Origin of the sequence: Acinetobacter sp. TY1 (assembly GCF_048551395.1) — a bacterium.
GTDB lineage: Bacteria > Pseudomonadota > Gammaproteobacteria > Pseudomonadales > Moraxellaceae > Acinetobacter.
Map to the genome: position 1 here is coordinate 1 of NZ_JBLYZK010000004.1, position 23099 is coordinate 23099.

Sequence of the window (23099 nt, forward strand, 5' to 3'; positions counted from 1 at the left end):
TAATCTTTTGCTTCGCCACCGAACTGTTTAGCACAAACAGTTGCAATTGCAGCTGTTAAAGTTGTTTTACCATGGTCAACGTGACCGATTGTGCCCACGTTTACGTGTGGCTTATTACGTTCAAACTTAGCCTTAGCCATGAAATCATCCTCGTTTACGTCGAACACGGGTCAAAACAACTCAGTTTCGACAATCGCCTGAAAAAAACCAGACACCTGATACTTAAAAAGCAGACTAATAAGCCTGCTTTTGGAAAACTGTGCGAATAATCGCTTAAACTGTATATCTGGAGCTCTTATCGAGATTTGAACTCGAGACCTCTCCCTTACCAAGGGAGTGCTCTACCACTGAGCTATAAGAGCATAGACTTAGAATGGAGCGGGAGACGAGGGTCGAACTCGCGACATGTAGCTTGGAAGGCTACCGCTCTACCAACTGAGCTACTCCCGCTTAATGTTGGTATCAACAACTTCAATCTAAGTTAATGGTGGTGAGAGAAGGATTCGAACCTTCGAAACTTTCGTGGCAGAGTTACAGTCTGCTCCCTTTGACCGCTCGGGAATCTCACCTTTACACTTACTTCAGTGTTGTTCTTTTACTTCACTTCAAAACTTAAGATGGTGCCGGCACACGGATTCGAACTGTGGACCTACTGATTACAAGTCAGTTGCTCTACCAACTGAGCTATGCCGGCGTTTCTTTTGTTTCGTACGTTTCGTATCGGAACGGTGTGCAGTTTAGCAAAAAAGAAAAACCTTGCAAGTGTTTTTTTCAAAAAAAACGTGAAAAAGTCATAAAATCAAACCATTTGATGATAATTCAACCGCTTTGATCACTGCGCGAGCTTTTATTTGCGTTTCTTGCCACTCTGAAGCTGGATTTGAGTCCGCAACAATGCCCGCTCCCGCCTGAACATAGACTTTATTTTCACGAATTACGCAGGTTCGAATCGCAATCGACATATCCATTTCACCATGCCAGCCTAAATAACCAACAGCACCACCAAAAATTCCTCGTTTTACTGGTTCAACTTCATCAATAATTTCCATCGCACGAATTTTTGGTGCACCTGAAAGTGTCCCTGCGGGGAAAGTTGCTTTAAAAACATCCAAAGCATCAACATCATCTAAAACTTCACCCTGTACATTGGACACAATATGCATAACATGCGAATAACGTTCGATCACCATTTGGTCAGTCACTTGCACTTTGCCAATTTTTGCAATACGTCCAACATCATTTCGACCTAAATCGATCAACATTAAATGTTCTGCAATTTCTTTTTCATCGGACAATAGGTCTTGCTCAAGTGCTAAATCCTCTTCACGAGTCTTTCCACGTGGTCGAGTACCTGCTAATGGACGTACTGTGGCTATGCCATTTTCAAGACGAGATAAAATTTCAGGTGACGAACCAACCACATGGAATGGTTTACCATCGTTAAGCGTTACACCTTGCACAAGGAATAGATACGGCGATGGATTGAGATGACGCAGTGCACGATAAACCTGTAAAGCATCGCCATCGAAATCTGACACCATACGATGCCCAGGAACAACTTGCATCACATCCCCTGCACGGATGTATTCTTTTACTTTTTCAATAGACGCTAAGTATTTGTCTTCGCCTGTTAAGGATTCAAAATGTGGCGCAGTATGTTTTTTCGCTTGTAAGCTCACAGGCGTTGCAAGTAAGACTTCTAAATCATCGAGTTGCTTTTGTGCTTTCTGATAAGCATCGGCATCATTCACATCGGCGTGAAAAACTAAAAATAATGTATCTTTCAAGTTATCAAAAACAATGACCGTCTTAGACAGCATCATCCAAATATCAGGTAAGCCCACAGGATCTGCTTCTGGCATGTTATTTAAACGTGGCTCGATATAACGCACTGAGTCATAACCAAAGTAACCAACGAGTCCTCCTGTGAAGCCTGGCAATGCAGGTAACTGCGCCACAGAAGGCACTTTAAACTGCGCCAAATAATCGCGAATGTATTGAAAAGGATCACTACATGATTCTGTTTGTAATGCACCATCAGGCGACTGTACGGTAAGCACCCCATCATTACAGGAAAATACGGTTGACTCACCTAGTCCAATAATTGAATAGCGTGCCCAATTTTCCCCACCTTCGACAGATTCAAATAAATATGCTTGTTTATGTGCTTTTAAGCGTGCAAATACAGAAAGAGGTGTGTCTGTATCAGCAAGACGCTGACGGTACACGGGAATCAAGTTATAGCCAGCGGTAGTGAGTTGTTCAAATTGATTTAAAGTGGTCATGAGGAATTTTCTCTTTTTCGATTGGATTTATAGCTGAAATAAAGTTTCTTTCAGCAACGCCATCGAAAAACGGTTTGTGTATTCATTCCTCACCCTTCTATATTAAGTATCGAACTCATTCTTTTTTGCTACGTTTTAAATTGCGGTTTTGCCTAAGAATCGGCTTATACCAACAACTCGTTTAAATTATCAACCACCTGCTGTGGCTGACATAAGCGAATATCTTCACCATGATTATAACCATAGCTCACCACAACACAATCGACCTCTGCCCGTCTTGCTGCCTCCACATCATTGCTTGAATCACCAATCATTAATGTCTTTTCTACATTACTTTGATAATGCTCTACACAATACAGTAATGGCTTAGGATGCGGCTTGCGCACTTCAAAACGATCACCACCAATCACATCAACAAAGTAATGATCCATTTTAAGTACTTCAAGTATTTTACGTGCAGGTTGCTCGGGTTTATTAGTGACACAAATAAGCTTTTTATGGTTTTGTATCCCCCACTCTAACAACTCAAGAATGCCATCAAATGGACGCGTATCAACACAAGGATCGGCATTATAAATTTCAAGAAAAGTATCGAGTAATTGTTGATGCAATACAGGATCGATCTCGCCTTTTAAATATTTTAATGTGCTTTCACAAAATAAGGACGTACCCTTACCAATCCATACACGAACCTGTTGCTCTGTCACGGTCGGTAATTGCAAACGCTCCAAGCTTAAATTCATTGCACGATATAGGTCATAAGCTGAATCTACAAGCGTCCCATCTAAATCAAATAATAGAAGGTCTCGTTGATCTAGTTTTGCCACATCTATCATATTTTACTCGCTTCTAAAAAAGACAAAAGGCATGCGATTGCATGCCTAGAGTGTACCGCAATCGTTCAAGACTTACTTAAAGAATAGCCATGCAATAATTGCAAGTACAACCAAAACAATAATAGAGATCAATCCAACTTGAACATTTTTCTTCGCGTCTTGCTCTTGCTCAACACAAGCTGCAGGAATTTCCATTGGTGCTTCTTCTACACGGGCATGTATATCAACATTGCTAGGAATTGGTGCAGGCTTTGGCACTCCGACATTCACAGGCATACCATTAGCATGTAATGTCGTTTCTGTCGCACGATCTGCAAGGCTTGGCATACCTTGTGTATTCATTTGCTGTGCCGCTGTAGGTGCCACAGGTTCAGAAACGTCCTGAGTCTCAGTTTGCGCTGGTTCAATTACTTTTTCAGATTTTGTAATTTCTGGCTCAACCATCTCAGGAACAACCACTTTTTCAGACTCAATAATAACTTCTTCAGCTACAATCGGCTGTACAACCTCAACAACAGCAACTTGAGCTGTGTACTGCACACTTGCAAAACTTAGACTATCGCCATTTTTAACTTCGGTTTCTACCGCAATACGCACATCATTCACAAATGTACCATTGGAAGAATTAAGGTCTTGTACCCACAAAGCATTATCTTTGAGCGATAATCCTGCGTGACGGCGTGATACATCCGCAGCTTGTAATACCACATTTGCATCCTGATGGCGTCCCACAAGCATGTCACGATCTACAATTACACTTTGCGCCTGATCATCTGCCGCTTCTAGTTTCCAAGCCATGTCAATATTCCCAATCTAATTTCAATTTATATTAACACGCACATTCATATTTCCTGAATGTACCCGTTAAGATTTAGGGCGAACGGTTGTCGTCGTTACCGTATTTTTCGTTCTTTCTGTTTCTGTACGAGATTCTGTACGTTGAATGGCAGGTTCAATTGCTACAGGAGTTGTCACTACACTACTTTGCGTATTTACGGGTGATACACCACCTGATGGTACTTGTTGGTAACTTTGTGGCTGAGCGTTTTGTGGTTGCATGTTTTGCAAAGTTGAATTGACAGGCGATGTTAGTGGCAATCTTTGTTGATTTATATCTTCAACATTTTCAGGTAATTTGGCAAAATTACCCTCGGTATCCATTGCCAATTGTAGACTATAAAGTTGACTATAACGATCTTGAGCCAATTTACGTACATCTTTGCTATCACCCACAATAGTTGGATGAATAAAAACAAGTAAATTACGTTTTATACTACTTTTCCCATCTGAACGAAATAAACGCCCTAGACCTGGAATATCACCTAAAAGAGGAACGGACTGACGACTCTGCGAAACATCATCAGAAATTAACCCCCCCAAAACAATCGTTTGCCCATGATCTGCAAGCACTGAGGTTTTTATGGCACGTTTACTTGTCACCAAATCCGAGGCTTGCCCCTTACTATCTGCAACTGCAGAAACCTCCTGCTCTACTTCCAGACGAATAGAACCACCCTCACCAATATGAGGAATAACTTTCAGCGTGACACCGACATCTTTACGTTCAATAGACGTATAAGGATTAGCTGTACCACCATTAGTCGTTACCGAACCCGTCACAAAGGGTACGTTTTCACCAACAACAATATAGGCTTCTTCATTATCCATAGTCAAAATAGACGGTGTAGACAACAAGTTAGATTTGGTATTTGACTTTAATGCTTGAATCAATGCCCCATATAATTTACGAGAACCATCAGCACCTTCTTTATAGTCACCCAAGATGACCGATGTACCCGTTCCCATTGCGCTACCCAAACCAGCTGCACCACCAACCAAATAGCCTGCTGCGAGTTTAGATAAGCTTGAACCAATATTGTCAAAATTAATTAAACCCACACCACTACTTAGATCACCAAGCGCCCACTGCACACCCAACTGATCAGCATCATTACCTGACACTTCAATAATGGTCGCTTCAATAAGTACTTGTTGACGGCGCACATCAAGCTGTTGAATTGCTGCCTCAATTTCACGCATAAGTTGTGGTTCAGCTTTCACCACTAATGCATTTTGGGCACCATCAGCAATAATACTGACACCATTCGCATTAAAACTCGTTACATTATTTTGGTTATTATTGTTCGAGTTACTGTTCAAGTTAATAGATGAACTCGTACTACTACCACTATTTGAAGACGTACTATTCCCGGAACCAGAATTCATTAAGTTATTATTACTATTTGAGCTATTGCTATTTGAAGAACCATTTGAACTTGAATTGACTGCCTGCCCTGTAACAAGTCCTTGTAAAATTTCAGATAGATTTTTCGCACTCGCATATTTCAGCTTAAAGACTTTCAAACCACCTAAACGATCTGCAGAAGGCACATCCAACATTTCAATCATGGAGCGTAGACGTTTACGTGTACTCGTATCACCTTTAATCATAATACGATTGGTTCGCGCATCAGCAACTACACGTACACGCGAACCTGCAAAATCTTTCGATGCACCTGTTGCACTCATCGCACTCAACTGCTCAATAATTTCTTCAGCTTGACTGTGTTGTAATGGAATCGCCTCAATGTCATTTTGACCCGTGCCATCTAAGTTACGCACAATGGTTTCAAGTTGATAAATATTGCTTGCACGATCTGAAACAATTAATGCATTTGTTCCTTGAATGGCTGCCAAATGAGCAAACTGAGGCATCAATGGGCGAAGTGCAGGAATCAAATCATTTGGGTTGGTATTTTCAAGCCAAATGACACGGGTAACCACTTGATCACCACGCGCATTTCGGCTTGAATCATAGGGTACACCTGAATTTTTTACATTACTATCAGGGACTAAGCGAATAGTATTGCCTGAAGGTATAGCAACTACACCATTGACATTTAAGACCCCAAGAAAAAGATCGTAAACTTCATCCTTATTTAGCGCTTTATTAGAAATGACTGTGACATTGCCACGTACACGTGGATCAACTGCAAAGTTTTTTCCTGTAATGTCTGCGACTTCATTAATAAATGCAGTCAGATCAGCGTCACGCAGATTAATTTTCCATGTCTGCGCCTGAGCCACTGTACTCACAGTTGCCAACAGGGGTGCCGCCGCGACCAACGCCCAAAGTGGTCGATTATGATTTGAAAAAGCCATAACTTATTATCTTTCCTAATTTATTTACAGCTACAGTCACTTATAAACTTTGCTGAATGGTCATCACCTGATCACCACGTTTAATTTCAATTTTTACTTTGCCTTCCCTTTTGGCTTGTTCAAGCAACTGTACATCGCTTTGCCCCTGCCCGACTGGCTGCCCGTTTAACGACAGAATACGATCTCCAGCCCTTAAACCGAGTTTAGTTTTTAATGCTGATGGTGTCTGATCAGTCACTTCGTAACCCTGACCACTTCCTGCATTGACACCCATGTTTTTCATATATTGTTCACGGTCTTCATTCATTTTTTGAATGGCTTGACCCAAAACATTTTGATCAGAACTTGAATTACTCAATGGTGCAACCGATATTGGTGAACCTGAAGTTGATGAGTTCGAAACACCTGCTCCACCCTCCAATGCTTCTATTGGCTGATTCAGTGTCTCTAAACCGTTAAATTTCAATTCTTTTGTTGCGCCATTACTTTGCTTTAGAATGACTCGATCCCAATACACTTCTGCCAATTGATACGAGCTATCACCAATCATTTGCCCAACCACAATACGATCTGCAACATCACCCGTTTTGATCACAGCCGAAGAATATCTTGCAGGCATAGATACGACTACACCTTGCAACTGCATTGGTAAGCTATCATTTGCACTCGACGTACTTGCACCTTGCTCATAAAATAATGCAAAGCCTGAAATATTTGGAATTTGTTGTTGCTGAGAACCAGGACTGACCGAGCTCGGTTGCATCACTTGTGGTGGTGCGACCACCCACCAAAACATGGATGCAAGCTTCCAACAAAGTGCAAGAATCAGAAGCAATAAAACAATAGGCGCGAGACGATCAATCTTTTTGAGTGATAAATTTTCAAAATTTTCACGAAAATCTACCATTAGAATCCACCCTGAATTAAAGGCTGACGCGTACTAATAACATAGGTATCCAAACCTGCTTTACCATCATACGATGGAACATTAAGCAATAGGCGTTGTGTCAATTGCACATCGAGCATCATGCCCTGATCAAGCACAATATTTGCCATTTTTTGTCCACGTGCATCTTGTAAATCTATGATTAATTTTGTATTTTCATCTTTAAATATACCGTTCAATGAAGGCACACTCATACGATCTTGACGCTGTCCCATTGTATATTGCAATTCACCACCTGCCCATTGCAACTGCCCATCAACATCGCTAAAGCCTTTGTCTTTATTCATTTTAAATTGAATATCTTTAAGCTGAATGGCATTTGCAGGCCATTGCCAATTGACCACATTTTTCAGCGTATCGGGAGCAATCTGTCCCGTGATATTTTTAATAATAATATTTTTACCCAAGCCATACCCCACCACACCTTGTAGTTGTGTCTGTCCACTATGGATTTCAACATTGGCTGCGGCACGAAGTAAAATAAAATCTAAAGGACGAGTGCGCCATGAAACTGTGCCACGTAAATTGCCTTTTTGCCAATCGGCCTGACCAATCCAAATATTGCCACTGACATTTTGCAGGCTTTGATTATCTTTATAAAATTTAGAAATAAGCCATGTTGCAGGAATTTGTAGAAAAATAAAAATGACCAAAGAAATGAATCCAAGAATCCACCACCTCATTTGCTTTGATTTATTATTCATCCAACTGCACCAACTTATTCATTTATTCTTCCATGCGAGATGACACCTCTCTGAATAGACATTATGCATAGTTTTTGCAAATCGCCAATTCAATGCGCAAAAAAAACCGAGTATTCACTCGGTTTTTAAAATTTTAAAATTCAATCATGAACTTTAGTAGACCATCAGATCAAGAAATCTTCAAGTTTTGCGCCTTTTTCAATTTGAGCAACTAACCAACGTGGTTTTTTACCACGACCTGTCCATGTTTCAGCAGGATTACTTGTATTGCGATAGCGTGGCTCTACTGCTTTGCGTGTTGTTTTTTTACGTTTTTGCGCACCGTATTCAATCAATTGTTCAAGACTATATCCAACCGATTCAGCAATGTTAATAATATTATTATATGCATCTTCAATTTCTTGATCTTTTTTAGACTCTATTAAAGCTTCCGCCTCTGCTGTCAAACGACGAAGTTCTTCAACAGAAAGGTTACTGATATCTGGCATTACATATACTCCGAGAATAGCGATTTAATAATAATTTCAAAATTATAATATTTTTAATAGGGTAAATAAGCAATATTTATATGCGTCGCTACAACACAAATAAACAAAATAGTTATTCTTATGTATCACCATATCAGCAATTTATTCTGACTAAAATAAAAACACAATCATTTATACGACAACTACATTATATAAAATATAAAATTTTACCTATTAAAATTAACTTTTTAAATATAACAACTTTAATTTAAATGATGTTGAATAGTATTTTCAAGTGCGATTATTTTCTCTCGAATGATTTGTGGCATTAATGTCTTTTTCATTTCAACTTTATCGACAAAAACCACAACTGCTTCACCTAGAGCCACTATATCATTTTGCTGTGTACTATATAAAGCATAGCTCATACGCATTGCACTATTACGCAATTCTTCAACACGTACCCCTATATGTAATACATCAGGATAAAAAATAGGTTTTAAATATTTGCACTGATTTGATGCAACTACAGTATTTACATCATAACTAAAAATATCAAGTTGATCGAAATACCAAATACGCGCACTTTCCATATAACGGTAATACATGACATTATTAACATGCCCAAATGCATCCATATCTCCCCAAGCAATTTTCTGTTCAAAAATAACAGGATAATCAGCCAAAATGTTCATTATATTTCTCATAATTTAAATGCAATAAAATTTGTGTCTTTCTCATAAATAGAGTTTAGTTGTTGAATCAGACTTTCATTACCATTTAATGCAGCTTTCACTCTTAAATAGTTCATCAATATATTATCAGGATATAAATCTAATAATTGATTTGCTTCTTCCATTCGCTCAGTTGCAGTGTAAATATGCCAACGCACAAATGTAAATACAGGAATACCTGGATATTGAACTTCAAACTGATTCAACTGTTGTTCAACAGCCATATAATTTGGATTCTGTTTTAATAGTTGATGTTGAAACCATAAATAAAAAACGTCTTGATCAAACTGCTCTGCCAATAAATGCAAAGCTAAATCGTCATGCTGCTGACTTAAATCAGGGAGATGGGTAAGTAGTTTTAACCACATTTTTTTAACAGGATAAGCCAAAGCATTTAAATTCTGTGCTTCAATTTCATAGCGCTGTTGTAAATGTAAAATATGCTCTGCATCTGCCTGTTCAAATTGAGCAAGTAACTGCGTTAACCATAATACCTGCGTTTCCGTTGTCAATATTACTGACTGTGTTGCATCCAAATACAACCATGGAAAACGCACTGCAAAATCACCCCACAAAACACTGAGTCGTTGCGTAAATGTCTGTCCAATTCGAGCTAACCACGGCGAAAGATCATGCGCACTCAAAAACTCTAAATGTGTCAGGGCTTGAGCACCATCATTTTGTGCAAGAAAAATTTCAACACGTTCAATTTCTGCCAATTCAAAAGCCATCGCTGGACTGCTTTCCAACACTTTCAATGCTTCAGTATATTGTCCTTGTTGAATCAATAAACGAGCATCAATAATATGTTTGAGCAATCCTGACTGATCAAAGGTCTGCTTGATAAAACCCTGTTGCTCTTCTGCACCCTGTAGCATCCAAATCACACCCAACTGTTCATACGGATGTAAATGATTAAAACTCAGTATATTGTCCTGCTGACGTTTCATCTTAACCATGAAACGCTTTAGCCACAGCCACAGCATTTGCAATAAAAAACTAACCAATAGTGCAAAAAACACCACAACCCACAAGTTGGTTTGTACTTGCACATCATGCCAAAGTACATAGACGTAACCAGCCCCTGCACCGTAACTGAGTACACTCATTGCTGCGATGGTCAATAAACCAAGTAAGGCATAAATCTGAAAAATGTGCTTCATTGGATTAACCCATAACCGCAAGGCTGTTGAGTTTAGGAGAAAGAAGAATTGGTAGTTGTTTGAGTTGAATAACTTGTTGTTTGATTTTTTGACTATCAGCATCAGGTAAAGTATCGAGCTGTTGAATCGCAAAATCGAGCATTTGTTGATAATCTTTCATTTGCCCATGCGACAAAGATTGCTGTGCTGACAAAATACGAATTTGGACTTCTTTTAAAATCATTCTGCGATTCACCAACTCAACCTCAGGTTGTTTGACACTTTGTACACTGAACCAATTTTGCCAAAAATGTGCTACGGGTTGTTGAGTCGGTTTAAGTTGTGTATTGTCCACTTGTATCATCAACTGATGATCCAATTGCAATAAAGCATCGTCAAACTTTTCAAGTTGTTGGTTTTTAGCGACGGTAAATTGCTGAATACTGGTCTTATCTTGTGCAATAGTTTGATGTAAACTCTGCTTTAATGTTTCAGCCAAAGCATACTGCTCAATGGCATAATCAAGCTCATTGAGCTTTTCAACGGCATACACAAACTGTTGCTGTTGTAGCGCAAACTGTACCAGTTCTAAGCGTTGTTTAATCAAAATAATCGGACTTAAACCCGTTTGAACTAATGCTGTCTGTGTTGTAGGTGCGGATGTGGCTGAACTTGAATCTACTCCACGTTTCAATGCCACAAGCTGATCTGTCAAAGTTGCATTTTTTTGCTCACTTTGATGTAAATCATTTTGAATACTGTCCAATTGCTGATTCATGACATACATGTCATAGCTAATTTTTATTAGCCACGCCAATGCCAATACTAAAATCAAATAGACAAATTTTTTCATGATTTTCTTTCATATTCCGCTAAGGTTTGAACAATATGCGTAGGATTTAAACACTCAATTTGAATGATTTTAAAACAAAATTGTTGTTGTTTTCGATCTAATTGCAAAATTTCACTTAAACGCTGACCTAAAACCAAATAATGCATCTGATTTAAAACGTCGGGAGCATGCTGACAAAGTAATTTCCAATTATTCCAACTTGCCTCACTACTAATACACACCCATTTTTTTAAGTTTGGGCCCAAATGAGAAAAACAAACGTCCAACTGTTGAAAAACATGCCAACTCTGCTCGGGCAATGCACGTTGATATAACACAAAATTGATTACTTCAATTTGACGATCAAGGCATTGTTGCATCATAAATTGGCGTCCACCTTCACCTCGCCAAAAAGCAATTTTGTTTAAATCATTTTGCTCAGAAAATAAAGGTAAATTCAACATGCCTTCTGAGGTTTCAACTTCAGGAATAAGAGCATCTATCCCATATTCTGCCAAACAATCGGCTGTAGTTTTTCCAACAGCAATCCATTGGATATGTTTCAACTGTGCGAGAAGAATACCACTTTGTTGTAAATACTGCATGCCAATGCTAACCGCAGTTGGACTCACCACGACAATGCATTGCACCTCAGGCAACCGTTTAAACAAGATATCCAACGTTGACGAATACGGACATGCTTGTAGCTCCAATAACGGTAGCTCTACAACCTGATAACCATTCTGTCTCAGTACAGCCGTTAATGGTTGTGCACGATCAGCAGGTCGTGTATTCACAAAAAGCGTTATAGCTGAATTCGTCATAGTTGAATGAATGTCAAAAATGGTCATTAACTATTTTGATCGTCATGCAATGCTTTTAGCAATGCTCCTGCACCCAATGTCAATAATTCTTGAGCAAGTACAATACCAAGTGCTTCGGCTTCTTCAGGCTGCCCCTTCACTTCGGCTTTCAACAAAGTTAGACCATCCACACTACCGACACGACCTTCCATATGAATACCTTTCTCGGTCAATGTCGCATAGCCTGCAATAGGCACCTGACAACCACCTTCTAAATAAGCATTGAATGAACGTTCAGCACGAACACAAGCATTTGTTTCAGCATGCATCAACGGTAAAATTAAGTTCAAAACTTCCTGATCATCACTGCGACACTCAAGCCCTAAAGCTCCTTGTCCTACCGCAGGTAAACTAATATCTGGAGTTAAATTATGACGAATACGCTCATTTAGACCCAAGCGCTTCAGACCCGCACTCGCCAAAATAATGGCATCATATAAACCCGCATCTAACTTAGACAAACGTGTGCCAACATTGCCACGTAAATCAATAACATCAAGATCGGGACGTTGTTTTAAAATTTGGCATTTACGGCGCAAACTTGAAGTACCGAGTTTTGCACCCTGTGGTAACTCAGCAAATGAAGTATAGCTATTGGAAACAAAGGCATCAAAAGGGTCTTCACGTTCACAAATCACCGCAAGCTCTAAGCCTTCTGGCAGTGCCATTGGAACGTCTTTCATTGAATGTACAGCTAAATCTGCACGACCATCAAGTAAAGCCGCTTCTAGTTCTTTAACAAAAAGCCCTTTACCGCCTATTTTTGCTAAAGGTGTATCTAAAATTTTGTCACCCTGAGTGACAAAAGTCACCAATTCCACCTGTAAACCAATATGTAAACTTTCCAATCGTTCACGGATATGTTCTGCCTGCCAAAGTGCAAGCGGACTTTGACGTGTTGCAATTTTCAGAGTTTTCATCATCTTCAGGTCACTGTTGATTTTATTAACCCACTCAAATTAACCTGATAGCTTAAAAATGCAAGTAAAATTATCAATAACACAGTCATAGATACGATGATTTATAAGTTTTGCATACGCTCACGAAGGAAGGGTAAATGACGTCGACTCACTGCCAATTTTTCATTCAACTCACGGCAACGCACTTGGTATTGCCCTGCTGCAACGAGCTCTAAGCCATCCAAGAAGCTTAAAGAAATGAGCGCATTTCGATGAATACGAATGAATTTATCGGCAAATTCTGTTTCAAGATCTTTCAGTGTTTCGTCAATCAAAACACTGCCATTACGATGACGTACCGTGACATATTTTTGATCTGCAAGAAAATAATACACATCTTCTAACGGAATCAATTCAAGTCCACGATAAGTTTTTGCAGCAATCTGCTGACGTTGATTTTTTTCTTCCATGAGTTCTTTTTTTTCTATATTAGACACTTGTGCCTGGGTGAGTTGAGTGACGCTTTCTAAAACACTTTGTAATTCTGATTTTGCAACAGGTTTAAGCAAATATCCTTTTGCTTGTGAACGAATTGCCTGCAACGCATGCTCATCGTATGCAGTACAAAAAATAATGGCTGGCATCGGGTTGTATTGACTCAAATGTTGCGCACAAGTCAAACCGTCCATTTCTGGCATTTGAATATCTAGCAAAATGACATCGGGTTCAAATTGTTGAACCATCTGTAAAGCTTGCTGACCATGCTGTGCCGTTGCAACAACATCATGACCCAATTGGGTCACCAATCGAGATAAGCGTTCTACAGCAAGTGGCTCATCATCACAAATCAGGATGTCCATTCTTCCTCCTCACCTCAATTAACGATGATTTTTTTAATGTGTTAATTTTCGACTTCTTTTATTTATAGTGGTATTGAACCACAGTGGTAAACATATTTTGCCCCGCAACCTGACGAAATTGTACAGAATGACCAAAATGTGCTTTTAACCGCTGTTTTACATTGTCCAATGCAATACCATGCCCTTCTCTTAAACTTATTCTATCCTGTATGAACGGGTTAGTAATGACTATAGTGACTTGATTTTGCAATATTTCGACCAATATACCAACCCTACCACAGCTTAATTTTTTTTCAACACCATGAAAAATACTATTTTCAAGTAACGGCTGCAATGTGAGCAATGGAATTTGAGCCTCTGTTAATAATGCAACTGTGGGCATATTCCACTCTACCTGTAAGCGATCACCGAGACGAATCTGTTCAATCGCAAGATAATGCTGACATAATTCTATTTCTTCTTTTAAACTCACGAGCTTTAGTTCTTGTAAACTCGCTCGAAACAAGCGTGATAAATCGATTAACATTTCTTCGGCTTTATCGGGATCTATACCGATTAAACTCACCACACTATTTAGGCTATTAAACAGAAAATGCGGATGAATTCGTGCTTGCATGGCTTGAATTCTTGCATTTAGCTCACTCGTTTGTTGCATAACCCATTGTTCACGCATATAAATATAGCGTAAACAAAATGCGCCGATTAACACGCCATAACTCAAATGTAAGGTTAAATGTTGCCCAAGCACCCCCCAAGACAAACCTTTTAGAGATAAACTCATACCCAAATAATGGCACAAATTTAAAATGACAGTGGTCAGTAGCACAATCATTTGTAAAAGAAAAAAACTACCCACATAGTTCCAAGCCGTACTGAGTTTTTGTAGCGTATTTTGAAAAAAATCGACCAATGCGGCAAATGCCAACAAAATCCAATTGATATACAGCACATAGCCAAGCACATGCGTGGCTTGTAAATTTGACCATGATTGTGCCTCAGCAAGTGCAATCAACAATGCCAACACATTACTCGTCATAAACAGTTCGACAAGATATTGCCAATGTCCAATTTTTGAAAAAAAATAAGAACGATGAAAGGTCGCCTGTCCATTTCCTGCAGATTCCTGTTGCAGTTTTTTAGCATGCTCGTCTGAATTTGCTATACTGCTGACAGTTCTACCGCTTTTTATCTTATTGAGCCGACATGACCACATCTTCTAATTCCTCTAATCCGTCACAAGCCCAAACTTCAGGCATGTGGGGCGGTCGTTTCTCCGAAGCTACGGATGCCTTTGTTGCTGAATTTACAGCATCTGTACAGTTTGACCAACGCTTTTATAAACAAGATATTGCTGGCTCTATTGCACACGCAACCATGCTTGCAAAAGTTGGCGTACTGACTAACCAAGAACGTGATGACATCATCAATGGTTTAAATACCATCAAAGCTGAAATTGAAGCTGGCAACTTTGAATGGCGCATCGACCTTGAAGATGTGCACATGAACATTGAATCTCGCTTGACTCAACGCATAGGCATTACGGGTAAAAAGCTTCATACGGGACGTAGCCGTAATGACCAAGTGGCAACCGATATTCGCCTCTATGTCCGTGACGAAATCGATGCCATTTTGCAATTACTCGAAAAATTACAAAAAGGTATTTTGGGTCTCGCTGCAAACCACATCAATACCATTATGCCTGGTTTCACGCATCTACAAACGGCTCAGCCTGTGACTTTTGGTCATCACCTCATGGCTTGGTTTGAAATGCTAGTACGTGACTCTGAGCGTTTAATTGACTGTCGTAAACGTGTTAACCGCTTACCACTTGGTTCTGCTGCACTTGCAGGCACAACCTACCCTATCGAACGTGAATTTACTGCCCAACTTTTAGGTTTTGAAGCAGTGTGTGAAAACTCACTCGATGCTGTGTCTGACCGTGATTTTGGTATTGAATTCAATGCCGCTGCATCTCTAATCATGATGCATTTATCACGTATGTCTGAAGAAATGATTTTATGGACATCTGCACAATTCAAATTTGTGAATATTCCTGATCGTTTCTGTACAGGCTCGTCAATCATGCCACAAAAGAAAAACCCAGATGTTCCTGAGTTGATTCGTGGTAAGACAGGTCGTGTGTATGGTGATTTAATGAGTCTTTTAACACTCATGAAAGGTCAGCCTTTGGCATACAACAAAGACAACCAAGAAGACAAAGAGCCATTATTTGATGCCATTGATACCGTCCGTGGTTCACTCATGGCATTTGCTGACATGATTCCTGCATTGGTTCCAAACATTGAAATCATGCGTGAAGCTGCTCTTCGTGGTTTCTCGACTGCGACAGACCTTGCAGATTACCTTGTTAAAAATGGCGTGGCATTTCGTGATGCACATGAAATTGTCGGTAAAGCAGTTGCGCTTGGTGTTGCTGAGTCTAAAGATTTGTCTGAGCTGACACTTGAGCAACTTCAGCAATTCTCTGACTTGATTCAAGCAGATGTATTTAAAAAAGCCCTCACACTTGAAGCATCTGTAAATGCACGTAACCACATTGGTGGTACTGCGCCTGCTCAAGTTGAAGCGGCAATTGCACGTGCATATACACGCTTAGAAAAGCTTTACGCTTAATTTTAAATTAAATTTAAATTAAATTTGGAGTATTGATATGTCTCGACAAGTTTTTTGCCGTAAATATCAGGCTGAAATGGAAGGTTTAGACTTTGCACCTTTTCCAGGTCCAAAGGGGCAAGAATTGTTTGATACCGTATCTAAACAAGCTTGGCAAGAATGGCTTAAACACCAAACCACGCTAATCAATGAAAAGCGTTTAAATGTGTTTGAAGCCGATGCAAAAAAGTTTCTTGAAGAACAACGTGAGAAGTTTTTGAGTAATGATGAATCTTTAGAAAAAGCTGAAGGTTTAAAACCTGAATAATTTAAATTTAAAATGGCTATTTTGAGTTTAAAATCAAAGATGCTCCCAATTTGGGGGCATTTTTTGTAGCAGTTAAATACTCTTCCAGTTTTTAAATTTAAAATATAAAACCACTTTAAATTTATTATTGAAAAGCAGATTTTATCTATCATTTTTAAACTAAAAATAAATTAAGATTCTGTATTGCCTGTTTAATTATAAATGTAAGCAGCTATTTGTATCTAAATTCGCCGAAATAAACACTACAGATGCAGAATATTACATAGCATCACAATAATAATGCTGAAATTTACATAAGCAAAGCCTATATTATATGTATCACCTAGCAACTTGTAATGTTCTTGATTTTTAAAGTTATTGATTGATTATAGTACAAAGCGTTTTGTGAAATATGTTGAACAAGACATTTATACCTCATAACTGAGTTTCTCAGTTTTATTCCTAGGTTTCCCCCAAAATCTAGGAATTTTTTTGTCTGTCATTTAAGATAGATTAAATAAAACCCACCGAAGTGGGTCAAATCAATCAGTTAAATACAGCTTATTTTTTCTGAACTTTTTCTTCAATTTCTTCAACACTGGTATGACGTACATCATAACCTTTCGCAAGATAAATCACCTGTTCAGAGATATTACGTGCGTGATCACCAATACGCTCTAAAGAACGTAGTACCCACATCACATTTAATACACGACTAATATGACGTGGATCTTCAATCATATAAGTCATAAGTGTACGAGTCGCTGACTGATATTCACGATCAATGTCAGCATCGGCAAGTAACACTTTTAATGCTTGTTCTGCATCAGCACGTGCAAATGCATCGAGTGCATCATGAATCATCACACGAACCTGATTACCAATATGACGGGTTTCCATATAACCACGAGGTGACTCACCCTCTTCACACAAGTTCTGTGCAATACGGGCAATTTTTGAGGCTTCATCACCAATACGCTCTAAATCTGTATTGGCTTTACTCATCGCAATTACCATACGTAAATCGATTGCGGCAGGATGACGGCGTGCCAAAATTAGGGTCAGTGCTTCATCAATTTCACGTTCATAACGATTGACCACATTGTCTTGAAATTGCACATCAATTGCCAAATTTGCATTGGTATCGAGTAAAGCATGAATTGCATTGGCGACCTGTTGTTCAACCAAGCCACCCATGGTCATAAATTTAGTACTAACGTCTTGTAAGTCTTCATTGAACTGAGATGAAATGTGATGGCTTAAAACAGGATTGCTTGGGCTCAAGATAGATTCTCCTGCGACAAAAAATGTGCAATGGTACAAATATTAGGCGACATTTAAACACACCATTTATGAAGCTTTAATGACAAAATACAGGATTTATATTATTTCATCACTAACCATTGATTTAAGTCTTGAATCGCTTGATCATTTAACTGTCCAACACTTGCTTTTAGGCGTAAAACATTCATTACATAGTCATATTGTGCATTGACATAGTCTTGCTTGGCTGAAAATGCATTGCGCTGCGCAAGCAAGACATCGACCATATTTTTCAGTCCTTCATCATATTGTGCACGTGAGGCTCTAGATACGATTTCTGCCGACTGCATTGCTGCTAAACGAGCCTTTAATATGGATTGATCTGTATCGATCTGTAAATACTGTTTTTTCACATCAATCGATGCCTTACGAATAGCAGCATCCAAGTCGGCATCGGCTTTTTTAACTTTAATGGTCGATTGCTGAATAGTCTTTTGAGTACGCCCGCCATTAAATAAATTTAAATTCATTTCAACGCCAATTTGATTAACTTGACCATTGCCACTGATCAAGGTTTCAGGCGATTGCTTGTTTATGCCATAACTTGCAACTGCTTCAATTTGTGGATAGTTCGCAGCCTGATCAATACGGCGCTGATCATTTGCATACTGCTGTGCTAACCGTGCTTTTTGAATATCTAAATTATGGCTTTGCGCAAGTATCCGCCATTCATCAAGCGATGCAGGAATCGGTTGTTCATACTGAAAGTCATCACGCAATACTGCTAAATTTTCTTGGTATACACCAATAAGTTGCGTTAATTGTTCTTGTGCTAAAATCAACTGCACACCACCTGCTATACGATTAGCCTGAGCATTTTGAAATTGTGCATTGGCTTCACTGACATCACTTTTTGCTACTAAACCTTCACGCAGTTTGGCATTCATCATTTGCAATTGTTCAGATAGTGCTTTTTCTTCTTGGACATGAGTCATCGTTAATGCTTGTTGGCGCAGGACATTAAAATAAGCATCTGATACAGAAAGTAGATGTTGTTGACGTTGTAAATTCAACGTGACTTCACTCAGTTGCACCGACGTTTTGACTTGCTTATAGCCCTGCCATGCATCCCAACGGAAAAGCGGTTGTCTTGCAGTAACGGTCAACTGACGTGTTGTTGATGTTTCTGTCATCAAATCTGCTGAACCATTTCCATTGCCTAATCCACCCAATGAAGCATCATCAATATCTTGATGTTTACGGGTAATATTGCCTGACAATGTCACCGTCGGCATGAGAACACCTTGTGCAATACCCAAGTTTAATTGGTCTGCTTCATACTGATACTGATGCGCTTGCCACTCAGGATCACTACCCTGTGCACGCTGTACTGCCTGCATTAAATCAAGTGCATAACTGAATGGACTTAAAACGATCAAACTTAAAAAAAGACAGGTTTTATTCATTTTTAATTACACAAATGCTTGGCTTTGGAAATATCGATTACTAGACATATCCGTTTTTCACACAGTAACATAGGGATTGATGCAAAAAATTTGCTCTCATTTACCTATCTCTGCAACAAAACTACAATTCATTTCATTTATTTAGCACGATTTAAGCAAGAATAGAAATATAGCCTCAACGTTGTCTTCTTCTAAAGACAGCATATTTTTATTTTTAAATCTTTTCTTAATGGTTCTATGACTTTCAACTTTCATCATTTACGTGCTTATCGTGTACTGATCTTGAGTTCGATTGTGGTGCTTTCTGCCTGCCAGAAACCACCGCCTGAAATTGTACTTGAACATGAGCATACTGTATCGCAGGCGAATACTGCTCCTGATCTTAGTAAAATCTGTCAAGATTTGAAAATACAAATGCAAGACATGAATGATCAACGTACAACTTTTGCCTTGGAACAAATTAACCAAGATATTCGTATGTGTTTACCATTGATTAGTTTTAAAGAACAAAAAGAACTCTTAAAGCTTTCCGATCAAATGTACAGCCAATTTTTACATGTTGATCGTAATGCATTACAACAAAAGGCTTTTGAACAATACGCACAAAATGAATCACAGTACCCAACCCTCCAACAGAGTCTTTTTGAGCAATTACATGTCCGTGATCAATATCTCATTCGCCATAAAGGACAAGCCTATATTGAACTCATGGATGCAGGGAAAAATCATCTGTTCTATCGCAGAAATCCGCAGTATTTTGCTAAAGTCTTTGCACCTGATTTACCTCAAGCTGAAGAGATTTTTCTGACTGAAATGGCAAATCAAAATGAACAACCTTTAATTAAGAACAATCAAATAAGTATTTCACCTGATGAAATAATGCAACGCGCATTATTTTGGGAAAACTATTTAGCAGACTTCCCAAAAAGCACTTGGCGGAATGATGCAAACTATTTATATCAAACCTATACTAGCTTGTTATTTAAAGGTTTGGATGACCAACCTGTTTCCACGAATTATGAAGACAAGTTAGATATCCAACCACAAACTTTAGTTGCCGTTGAACAACTTGCAGAACAACAAGGGCCACTTGCAGAAAAAGCACAACGTTTTTTAAAAATTGTTGATGCTAAACCCAAACAAAATCATGCTAATTTTATTCAGGCACGCTCTATATCTACACGTCAAGTAGAACAACAAGTCAATCTGCAAGATCCGCTTCTCATCAACAATAGTGATCAATTAGATCAAAGTTTAGAGTTACATACAGTCAATCTAAAAACATTAAAAAAACGTGATTGTTTTAGTGATGCATTATGTCGTTAAACATTTTCTACACCCTTATCTCCAATAAATCAAAAAGTTAATGCATTCATAACCATCTTCTAAAGTTAAATATTTTTCTTATTTGTATATCGGCACAGAATATCTGCAGTGCTTGTGCTACTATCTTTGCATCGCTTGACGGAGCGCGAGTAATCGCTCGCTGAGATCATCTAAAGCGTTTAATTCATTTTGGAATTAAGCACACCTTGAAGATGAGTACCGTTGAACCTGATCAGGTTAAGACCTGCGTAGGAATCAAGCCAATCTAAAAACTAAATGTTACGCATTTGACTATTTGCAGTAGAAATACGCTTTTGCCATGCACGCCAGGATAAATCCCTCGCATCTCTGCATCGTACCCAAAAGTAAAATAGTCTAAAGCCTACTTGTTTTTGGTCGTGCTTGATTCGTTGATGTCATTCATAAGGATCATTGCAATGAACCAATTAACGAATCTATCTTCTCAAGACATTTCAGCTCAACATGAGCAAGATGCTAAAGATCTCACTCGTATTTTACCTGCATCCCGTAAAGTCTATATTCAAGGCTCACGCCCTGATATTCGTGTACCTATGCGTGAAATTGCCCTCACTGATACACCGACAGGCTTGGGTGGTGAAAACAATCTACCGATCATGGTCTATGACACATCAGGTGTTTATACCGACCTCAGCGTCCAGATTGATCTCAACAAAGGTTTGCCAAATATCCGTGAAACGTGGATTGCAGAACGAGAAGATACTGAACGCTTAGACACGCTGACATCTACTTTTGGTCAGGAACGTCTCAAAGATATTCGTACTGCTGAAATTCGTTTTGCGCATATTCAAAAACCACGCCGTGCCAAAACAGGCAAAAATGTATCGCAAATGCATTATGCAAAACAAGGTATCATCACCCCTGAAATGGAATACATCGCCATTCGTGAAAATCAGCGTCAGCATGAAGGTGCGGATATGCGCCAACATGTAGGGCAAAATTTCGGTGCGCATAACCTGATGGAAATTACGCCTGAATTTGTACGAAAAGAAGTGGCGGAAGGCCGTGCCATCATCCCTGCTAACATTAACCATCCTGAATGTGAACCAATGATCATTGGGCGTAATTTTCTAGTGAAAATCAATGCCAATATTGGTAACTCGGCACTTGGTTCAAGCATTGATGAAGAAGTGTCAAAAATGACATGGGCAACCCGCTGGGGCGCAGACACCATCATGGATTTGTCGACTGGTAAAAATATTCATGAAACCCGTGAATGGATTATCCGTAATTCCCCTGTACCGATTGGTACTGTTCCCATTTATCAGGCTTTAGAAAAAGTTGATGGTGTTGCAGAAGATTTAACTTGGGAAATCTTTAAAGATACTTTGATTGAACAAGCTGAACAAGGTGTGGATTATTTCACTATCCATGCAGGTGTGTTATTACGTTATGTACCGATGACAGCAAATCGTCTAACAGGCATCGTATCACGTGGCGGTTCTATCATGGCGCAGTGGTGTCTAGCGCATCATACAGAAAACTTTCTTTATACCCATTTCGATGAAATCTGTGAAATCATGCAAGCCTACGATATTTCATTTAGTCTAGGTGATGGCTTACGTCCAGGCTGTATTCAGGATGCCAATGATGAAGCACAGTTTTCAGAACTTCGTACCTTAGGTGAACTCACGCACCGCGCATGGAAACATGATGTCCAAGTCATGATTGAAGGTCCAGGTCATGTGCCTATGCATATGATCAAAGAAAATATGGATTTACAGCTTGAAGTCTGTCAGGAAGCACCCTTCTATACCCTTGGTCCACTAACCACTGATATTGCACCAGGTTACGATCACATCACCTCTGCAATTGGTGCTGCGATGATTGGTTGGTATGGTACAGCGATGCTGTGCTACGTGACACCTAAAGAACATCTCGGCTTACCGAACAAGAAAGACGTTAAAGATGGCATTATCACCTATAAAATTGCAGCTCATGCAGCCGACCTTGCCAAAGGTCATCCAGGCGCTCAAGTGCGTGATAATGCTCTATCTAAAGCACGTTTTGAATTCCGTTGGGAAGATCAGTTTAATTTGAGTTTAGACCCAGATACCGCACGAAGTATGCATGATGAAACCATGCCGAAAGAAGCACATAAATCTGCACACTTCTGTTCGATGTGTGGTCCTAAATTTTGCTCGATGAAAATCACTCAAAACGTGCGAGATTATGCTAAAAACCTAGATAATAGTGCATCAATATCTGAAGATAAACATGATGTTGAATCAGGTCTCGAAGCTATGAAAACGGCTTATCATGATCAGGGGAAAAAGCTATACCACAAAATCTAATTTTTAAAAAAATGATTTGTCTTTAAGCATTTCTCAGTTAGGATGAAGTGAATATGTTTCA

The 23099-nt window shown here is 39.1% G+C and carries 21 protein-coding genes, 4 tRNA genes and 1 riboswitch; of the genes, 4 read left to right on the forward strand and 21 right to left on the reverse strand.

All coding sequences use genetic code 11. From position 1 onward, the window contains the following. From ACK2M2_RS03565 to ACK2M2_RS03655, 19 genes are all read right to left on the reverse strand, one after another. Positions 1 to 140, reverse strand: a 140-nt coding sequence (locus ACK2M2_RS03565; RefSeq protein ID WP_409512859.1) for a GTP-binding protein, incomplete at its 3' end; no start/stop codon positions are given. A 147-nt stretch (positions 141 to 287) separates the two neighbouring features. Further along, positions 288 to 362: transfer RNA gene (locus tag ACK2M2_RS03570), tRNA-Thr, on the reverse strand. Between the two features lie 12 nt (positions 363 to 374). Continuing rightward, positions 375 to 450, reverse strand: a tRNA-Gly gene (locus tag ACK2M2_RS03575). A gap of 35 nt (positions 451 to 485) precedes the next feature. Next, positions 486 to 569: transfer RNA gene (locus tag ACK2M2_RS03580), tRNA-Tyr, on the reverse strand. A gap of 49 nt (positions 570 to 618) precedes the next feature. After that, a tRNA-Thr gene (locus ACK2M2_RS03585) sits at positions 619 to 694 on the reverse strand. Between the two features lie 97 nt (positions 695 to 791). Next, positions 792 to 2285, reverse strand: coding sequence for an anthranilate synthase component I (trpE, locus tag ACK2M2_RS03590; protein WP_419346145.1), 1494 nt, complete (start codon positions 2283 to 2285; stop codon positions 792 to 794). 164 nt (positions 2286 to 2449) lie between these two features. After that, the gene (locus tag ACK2M2_RS03595; protein ID WP_419346279.1) at positions 2450 to 3118 is read right to left on the reverse strand and encodes an HAD-IA family hydrolase; all 669 of its coding nucleotides are present in this window, start codon (positions 3116 to 3118) and stop codon (positions 2450 to 2452) included. Between the two features lie 75 nt (positions 3119 to 3193). Continuing rightward, entirely contained in the window at positions 3194 to 3919 is a 726-nt protein-coding gene (locus ACK2M2_RS03600) for an FHA domain-containing protein (RefSeq protein ID WP_419346146.1), read from the reverse strand. A gap of 66 nt (positions 3920 to 3985) precedes the next feature. Further along, positions 3986 to 6283, reverse strand: a complete 2298-nt coding sequence (gene gspD / locus ACK2M2_RS03605; protein ID WP_419346147.1) for a type II secretion system secretin GspD — start codon at positions 6281 to 6283, stop codon at positions 3986 to 3988. A gap of 40 nt (positions 6284 to 6323) precedes the next feature. After that, positions 6324 to 7190, reverse strand: a complete 867-nt coding sequence (locus ACK2M2_RS03610; protein WP_419346148.1) for a type II secretion system protein N — start codon at positions 7188 to 7190, stop codon at positions 6324 to 6326. Continuing rightward, positions 7190 to 7933: a type II secretion system protein N gene (gspN, locus tag ACK2M2_RS03615; RefSeq protein ID WP_409512852.1), complete on the reverse strand. Its 744-nt coding sequence runs from the start codon at positions 7931 to 7933 to the stop codon at positions 7190 to 7192. The genes ACK2M2_RS03610 and gspN overlap by 1 nt, the downstream gene beginning before the upstream one ends. A gap of 164 nt (positions 7934 to 8097) precedes the next feature. Next, positions 8098 to 8421 (reverse strand): H-NS family nucleoid-associated regulatory protein, encoded by a 324-nt coding sequence (locus ACK2M2_RS03620; RefSeq protein ID WP_409512851.1) that lies wholly within the window; start codon positions 8419 to 8421, stop codon positions 8098 to 8100. 242 nt (positions 8422 to 8663) lie between these two features. Then, positions 8664 to 9095, reverse strand: coding sequence for an acyl-CoA thioesterase (locus tag ACK2M2_RS03625; RefSeq protein ID WP_409512850.1), 432 nt, complete (start codon positions 9093 to 9095; stop codon positions 8664 to 8666). An 8-nt stretch (positions 9096 to 9103) separates the two neighbouring features. After that, entirely contained in the window at positions 9104 to 10297 is a 1194-nt protein-coding gene (locus ACK2M2_RS03630) for a heme biosynthesis protein HemY (protein ID WP_419346149.1), read from the reverse strand. A gap of 4 nt (positions 10298 to 10301) precedes the next feature. Next, entirely contained in the window at positions 10302 to 11129 is an 828-nt protein-coding gene (locus ACK2M2_RS03635; protein ID WP_409512848.1) for a hypothetical protein, read from the reverse strand. Continuing rightward, positions 11126 to 11932 (reverse strand): uroporphyrinogen-III synthase, encoded by an 807-nt coding sequence (locus ACK2M2_RS03640; RefSeq protein WP_419346150.1) that lies wholly within the window; start codon positions 11930 to 11932, stop codon positions 11126 to 11128. Before ACK2M2_RS03640 ends, ACK2M2_RS03635 begins: the two co-directional genes overlap by 4 nt. A gap of 26 nt (positions 11933 to 11958) precedes the next feature. Further along, a complete protein-coding gene (gene hemC / locus ACK2M2_RS03645; RefSeq protein ID WP_409512857.1) occupies positions 11959 to 12891 on the reverse strand; it encodes a hydroxymethylbilane synthase in 933 nt (310 codons plus the stop codon). Between the two features lie 101 nt (positions 12892 to 12992). Next, on the reverse strand, positions 12993 to 13730 hold the full coding sequence (locus tag ACK2M2_RS03650) for a LytR/AlgR family response regulator transcription factor (protein ID WP_409512846.1): 738 nt from the start codon (positions 13728 to 13730) through the stop codon (positions 12993 to 12995). Positions 13731 to 13788: 58 nt separating this feature from the next. Next, positions 13789 to 14943 carry a sensor histidine kinase gene (locus tag ACK2M2_RS03655; RefSeq protein WP_409512845.1) on the reverse strand — a complete coding sequence of 385 codons (1155 nt, stop codon included), beginning with the start codon at positions 14941 to 14943 and terminating at the stop codon, positions 13789 to 13791. Here ACK2M2_RS03655 and argH point away from each other — a divergent pair. Both argH and ACK2M2_RS03665 read left to right on the forward strand, forming a co-directional pair. Next, a complete protein-coding gene (argH, locus tag ACK2M2_RS03660) occupies positions 14934 to 16364 on the forward strand; it encodes an argininosuccinate lyase (RefSeq protein WP_419346151.1) in 1431 nt (476 codons plus the stop codon). The two genes, ACK2M2_RS03655 and argH, sit on opposite strands and share 10 nt — an antisense overlap. 37 nt (positions 16365 to 16401) lie before the next feature. Beyond that, positions 16402 to 16671 carry an oxidative damage protection protein gene (locus ACK2M2_RS03665; protein ID WP_409512843.1) on the forward strand — a complete coding sequence of 90 codons (270 nt, stop codon included), beginning with the start codon at positions 16402 to 16404 and terminating at the stop codon, positions 16669 to 16671. A gap of 540 nt (positions 16672 to 17211) precedes the next feature. Here ACK2M2_RS03665 and phoU read toward each other — a convergent pair. Both phoU and ACK2M2_RS03675 read right to left on the reverse strand, forming a co-directional pair. Then, complete coding sequence (gene phoU / locus ACK2M2_RS03670; protein WP_409512842.1) at positions 17212 to 17934, reverse strand: phosphate signaling complex protein PhoU; 723 nt, start codon at positions 17932 to 17934, stop codon at positions 17212 to 17214. A 101-nt stretch (positions 17935 to 18035) separates the two neighbouring features. Continuing rightward, the gene (locus ACK2M2_RS03675) at positions 18036 to 19379 is read right to left on the reverse strand and encodes a TolC family outer membrane protein (RefSeq protein WP_419346152.1); all 1344 of its coding nucleotides are present in this window, start codon (positions 19377 to 19379) and stop codon (positions 18036 to 18038) included. 237 nt (positions 19380 to 19616) lie between these two features. Between ACK2M2_RS03675 and ACK2M2_RS03680 the strand changes: the two genes are divergently transcribed. Both ACK2M2_RS03680 and thiC read left to right on the forward strand, forming a co-directional pair. Continuing rightward, positions 19617 to 20705 (forward strand): hypothetical protein, encoded by a 1089-nt coding sequence (locus ACK2M2_RS03680; RefSeq protein WP_419346153.1) that lies wholly within the window; start codon positions 19617 to 19619, stop codon positions 20703 to 20705. Positions 20706 to 20834: 129 nt separating this feature from the next. Beyond that, a riboswitch (TPP riboswitch) is annotated at positions 20835 to 20977 on the forward strand. A gap of 165 nt (positions 20978 to 21142) precedes the next feature. Continuing rightward, entirely contained in the window at positions 21143 to 23038 is a 1896-nt protein-coding gene (thiC, locus tag ACK2M2_RS03685; protein WP_409510755.1) for a phosphomethylpyrimidine synthase ThiC, read from the forward strand. Positions 23039 to 23099: the final 61 nt, after the last annotated feature.

Coding starts and splice junctions, on each gene's coding strand:
- trpE (WP_419346145.1), bottom strand. CDS start 2,285: ATGACCACTTTAAATCAATTTGAACAACTCACTACCGCTGGCTATAAC.
- ACK2M2_RS03600 (WP_419346146.1), bottom strand. CDS start 3,919: ATGGCTTGGAAACTAGAAGCGGCAGATGATCAGGCGCAAAGTGTAATT.
- gspD (WP_419346147.1), bottom strand. CDS start 6,283: ATGGCTTTTTCAAATCATAATCGACCACTTTGGGCGTTGGTCGCGGCG.
- ACK2M2_RS03610 (WP_419346148.1), bottom strand. CDS start 7,190: ATGGTAGATTTTCGTGAAAATTTTGAAAATTTATCACTCAAAAAGATT.
- gspN (WP_409512852.1), bottom strand. CDS start 7,933: ATGAATAATAAATCAAAGCAAATGAGGTGGTGGATTCTTGGATTCATT.
- ACK2M2_RS03620 (WP_409512851.1), bottom strand. CDS start 8,421: ATGCCAGATATCAGTAACCTTTCTGTTGAAGAACTTCGTCGTTTGACA.
- ACK2M2_RS03625 (WP_409512850.1), bottom strand. CDS start 9,095: ATGAACATTTTGGCTGATTATCCTGTTATTTTTGAACAGAAAATTGCT.
- ACK2M2_RS03630 (WP_419346149.1), bottom strand. CDS start 10,297: ATGAAGCACATTTTTCAGATTTATGCCTTACTTGGTTTATTGACCATC.
- ACK2M2_RS03635 (WP_409512848.1), bottom strand. CDS start 11,129: ATGAAAAAATTTGTCTATTTGATTTTAGTATTGGCATTGGCGTGGCTA.
- ACK2M2_RS03640 (WP_419346150.1), bottom strand. CDS start 11,932: ATGACGAATTCAGCTATAACGCTTTTTGTGAATACACGACCTGCTGAT.
- hemC (WP_409512857.1), bottom strand. CDS start 12,891: ATGAAAACTCTGAAAATTGCAACACGTCAAAGTCCGCTTGCACTTTGG.
- ACK2M2_RS03650 (WP_409512846.1), bottom strand. CDS start 13,730: ATGGACATCCTGATTTGTGATGATGAGCCACTTGCTGTAGAACGCTTA.
- argH (WP_419346151.1), top strand. CDS start 14,934: ATGACCACATCTTCTAATTCCTCTAATCCGTCACAAGCCCAAACTTCA.
- ACK2M2_RS03655 (WP_409512845.1), bottom strand. CDS start 14,943: ATGTGGTCATGTCGGCTCAATAAGATAAAAAGCGGTAGAACTGTCAGC.
- ACK2M2_RS03665 (WP_409512843.1), top strand. CDS start 16,402: ATGTCTCGACAAGTTTTTTGCCGTAAATATCAGGCTGAAATGGAAGGT.
- ACK2M2_RS03675 (WP_419346152.1), bottom strand. CDS start 19,379: ATGAATAAAACCTGTCTTTTTTTAAGTTTGATCGTTTTAAGTCCATTC.
- ACK2M2_RS03680 (WP_419346153.1), top strand. CDS start 19,617: ATGACTTTCAACTTTCATCATTTACGTGCTTATCGTGTACTGATCTTG.
- thiC (WP_409510755.1), top strand. CDS start 21,143: ATGAACCAATTAACGAATCTATCTTCTCAAGACATTTCAGCTCAACAT.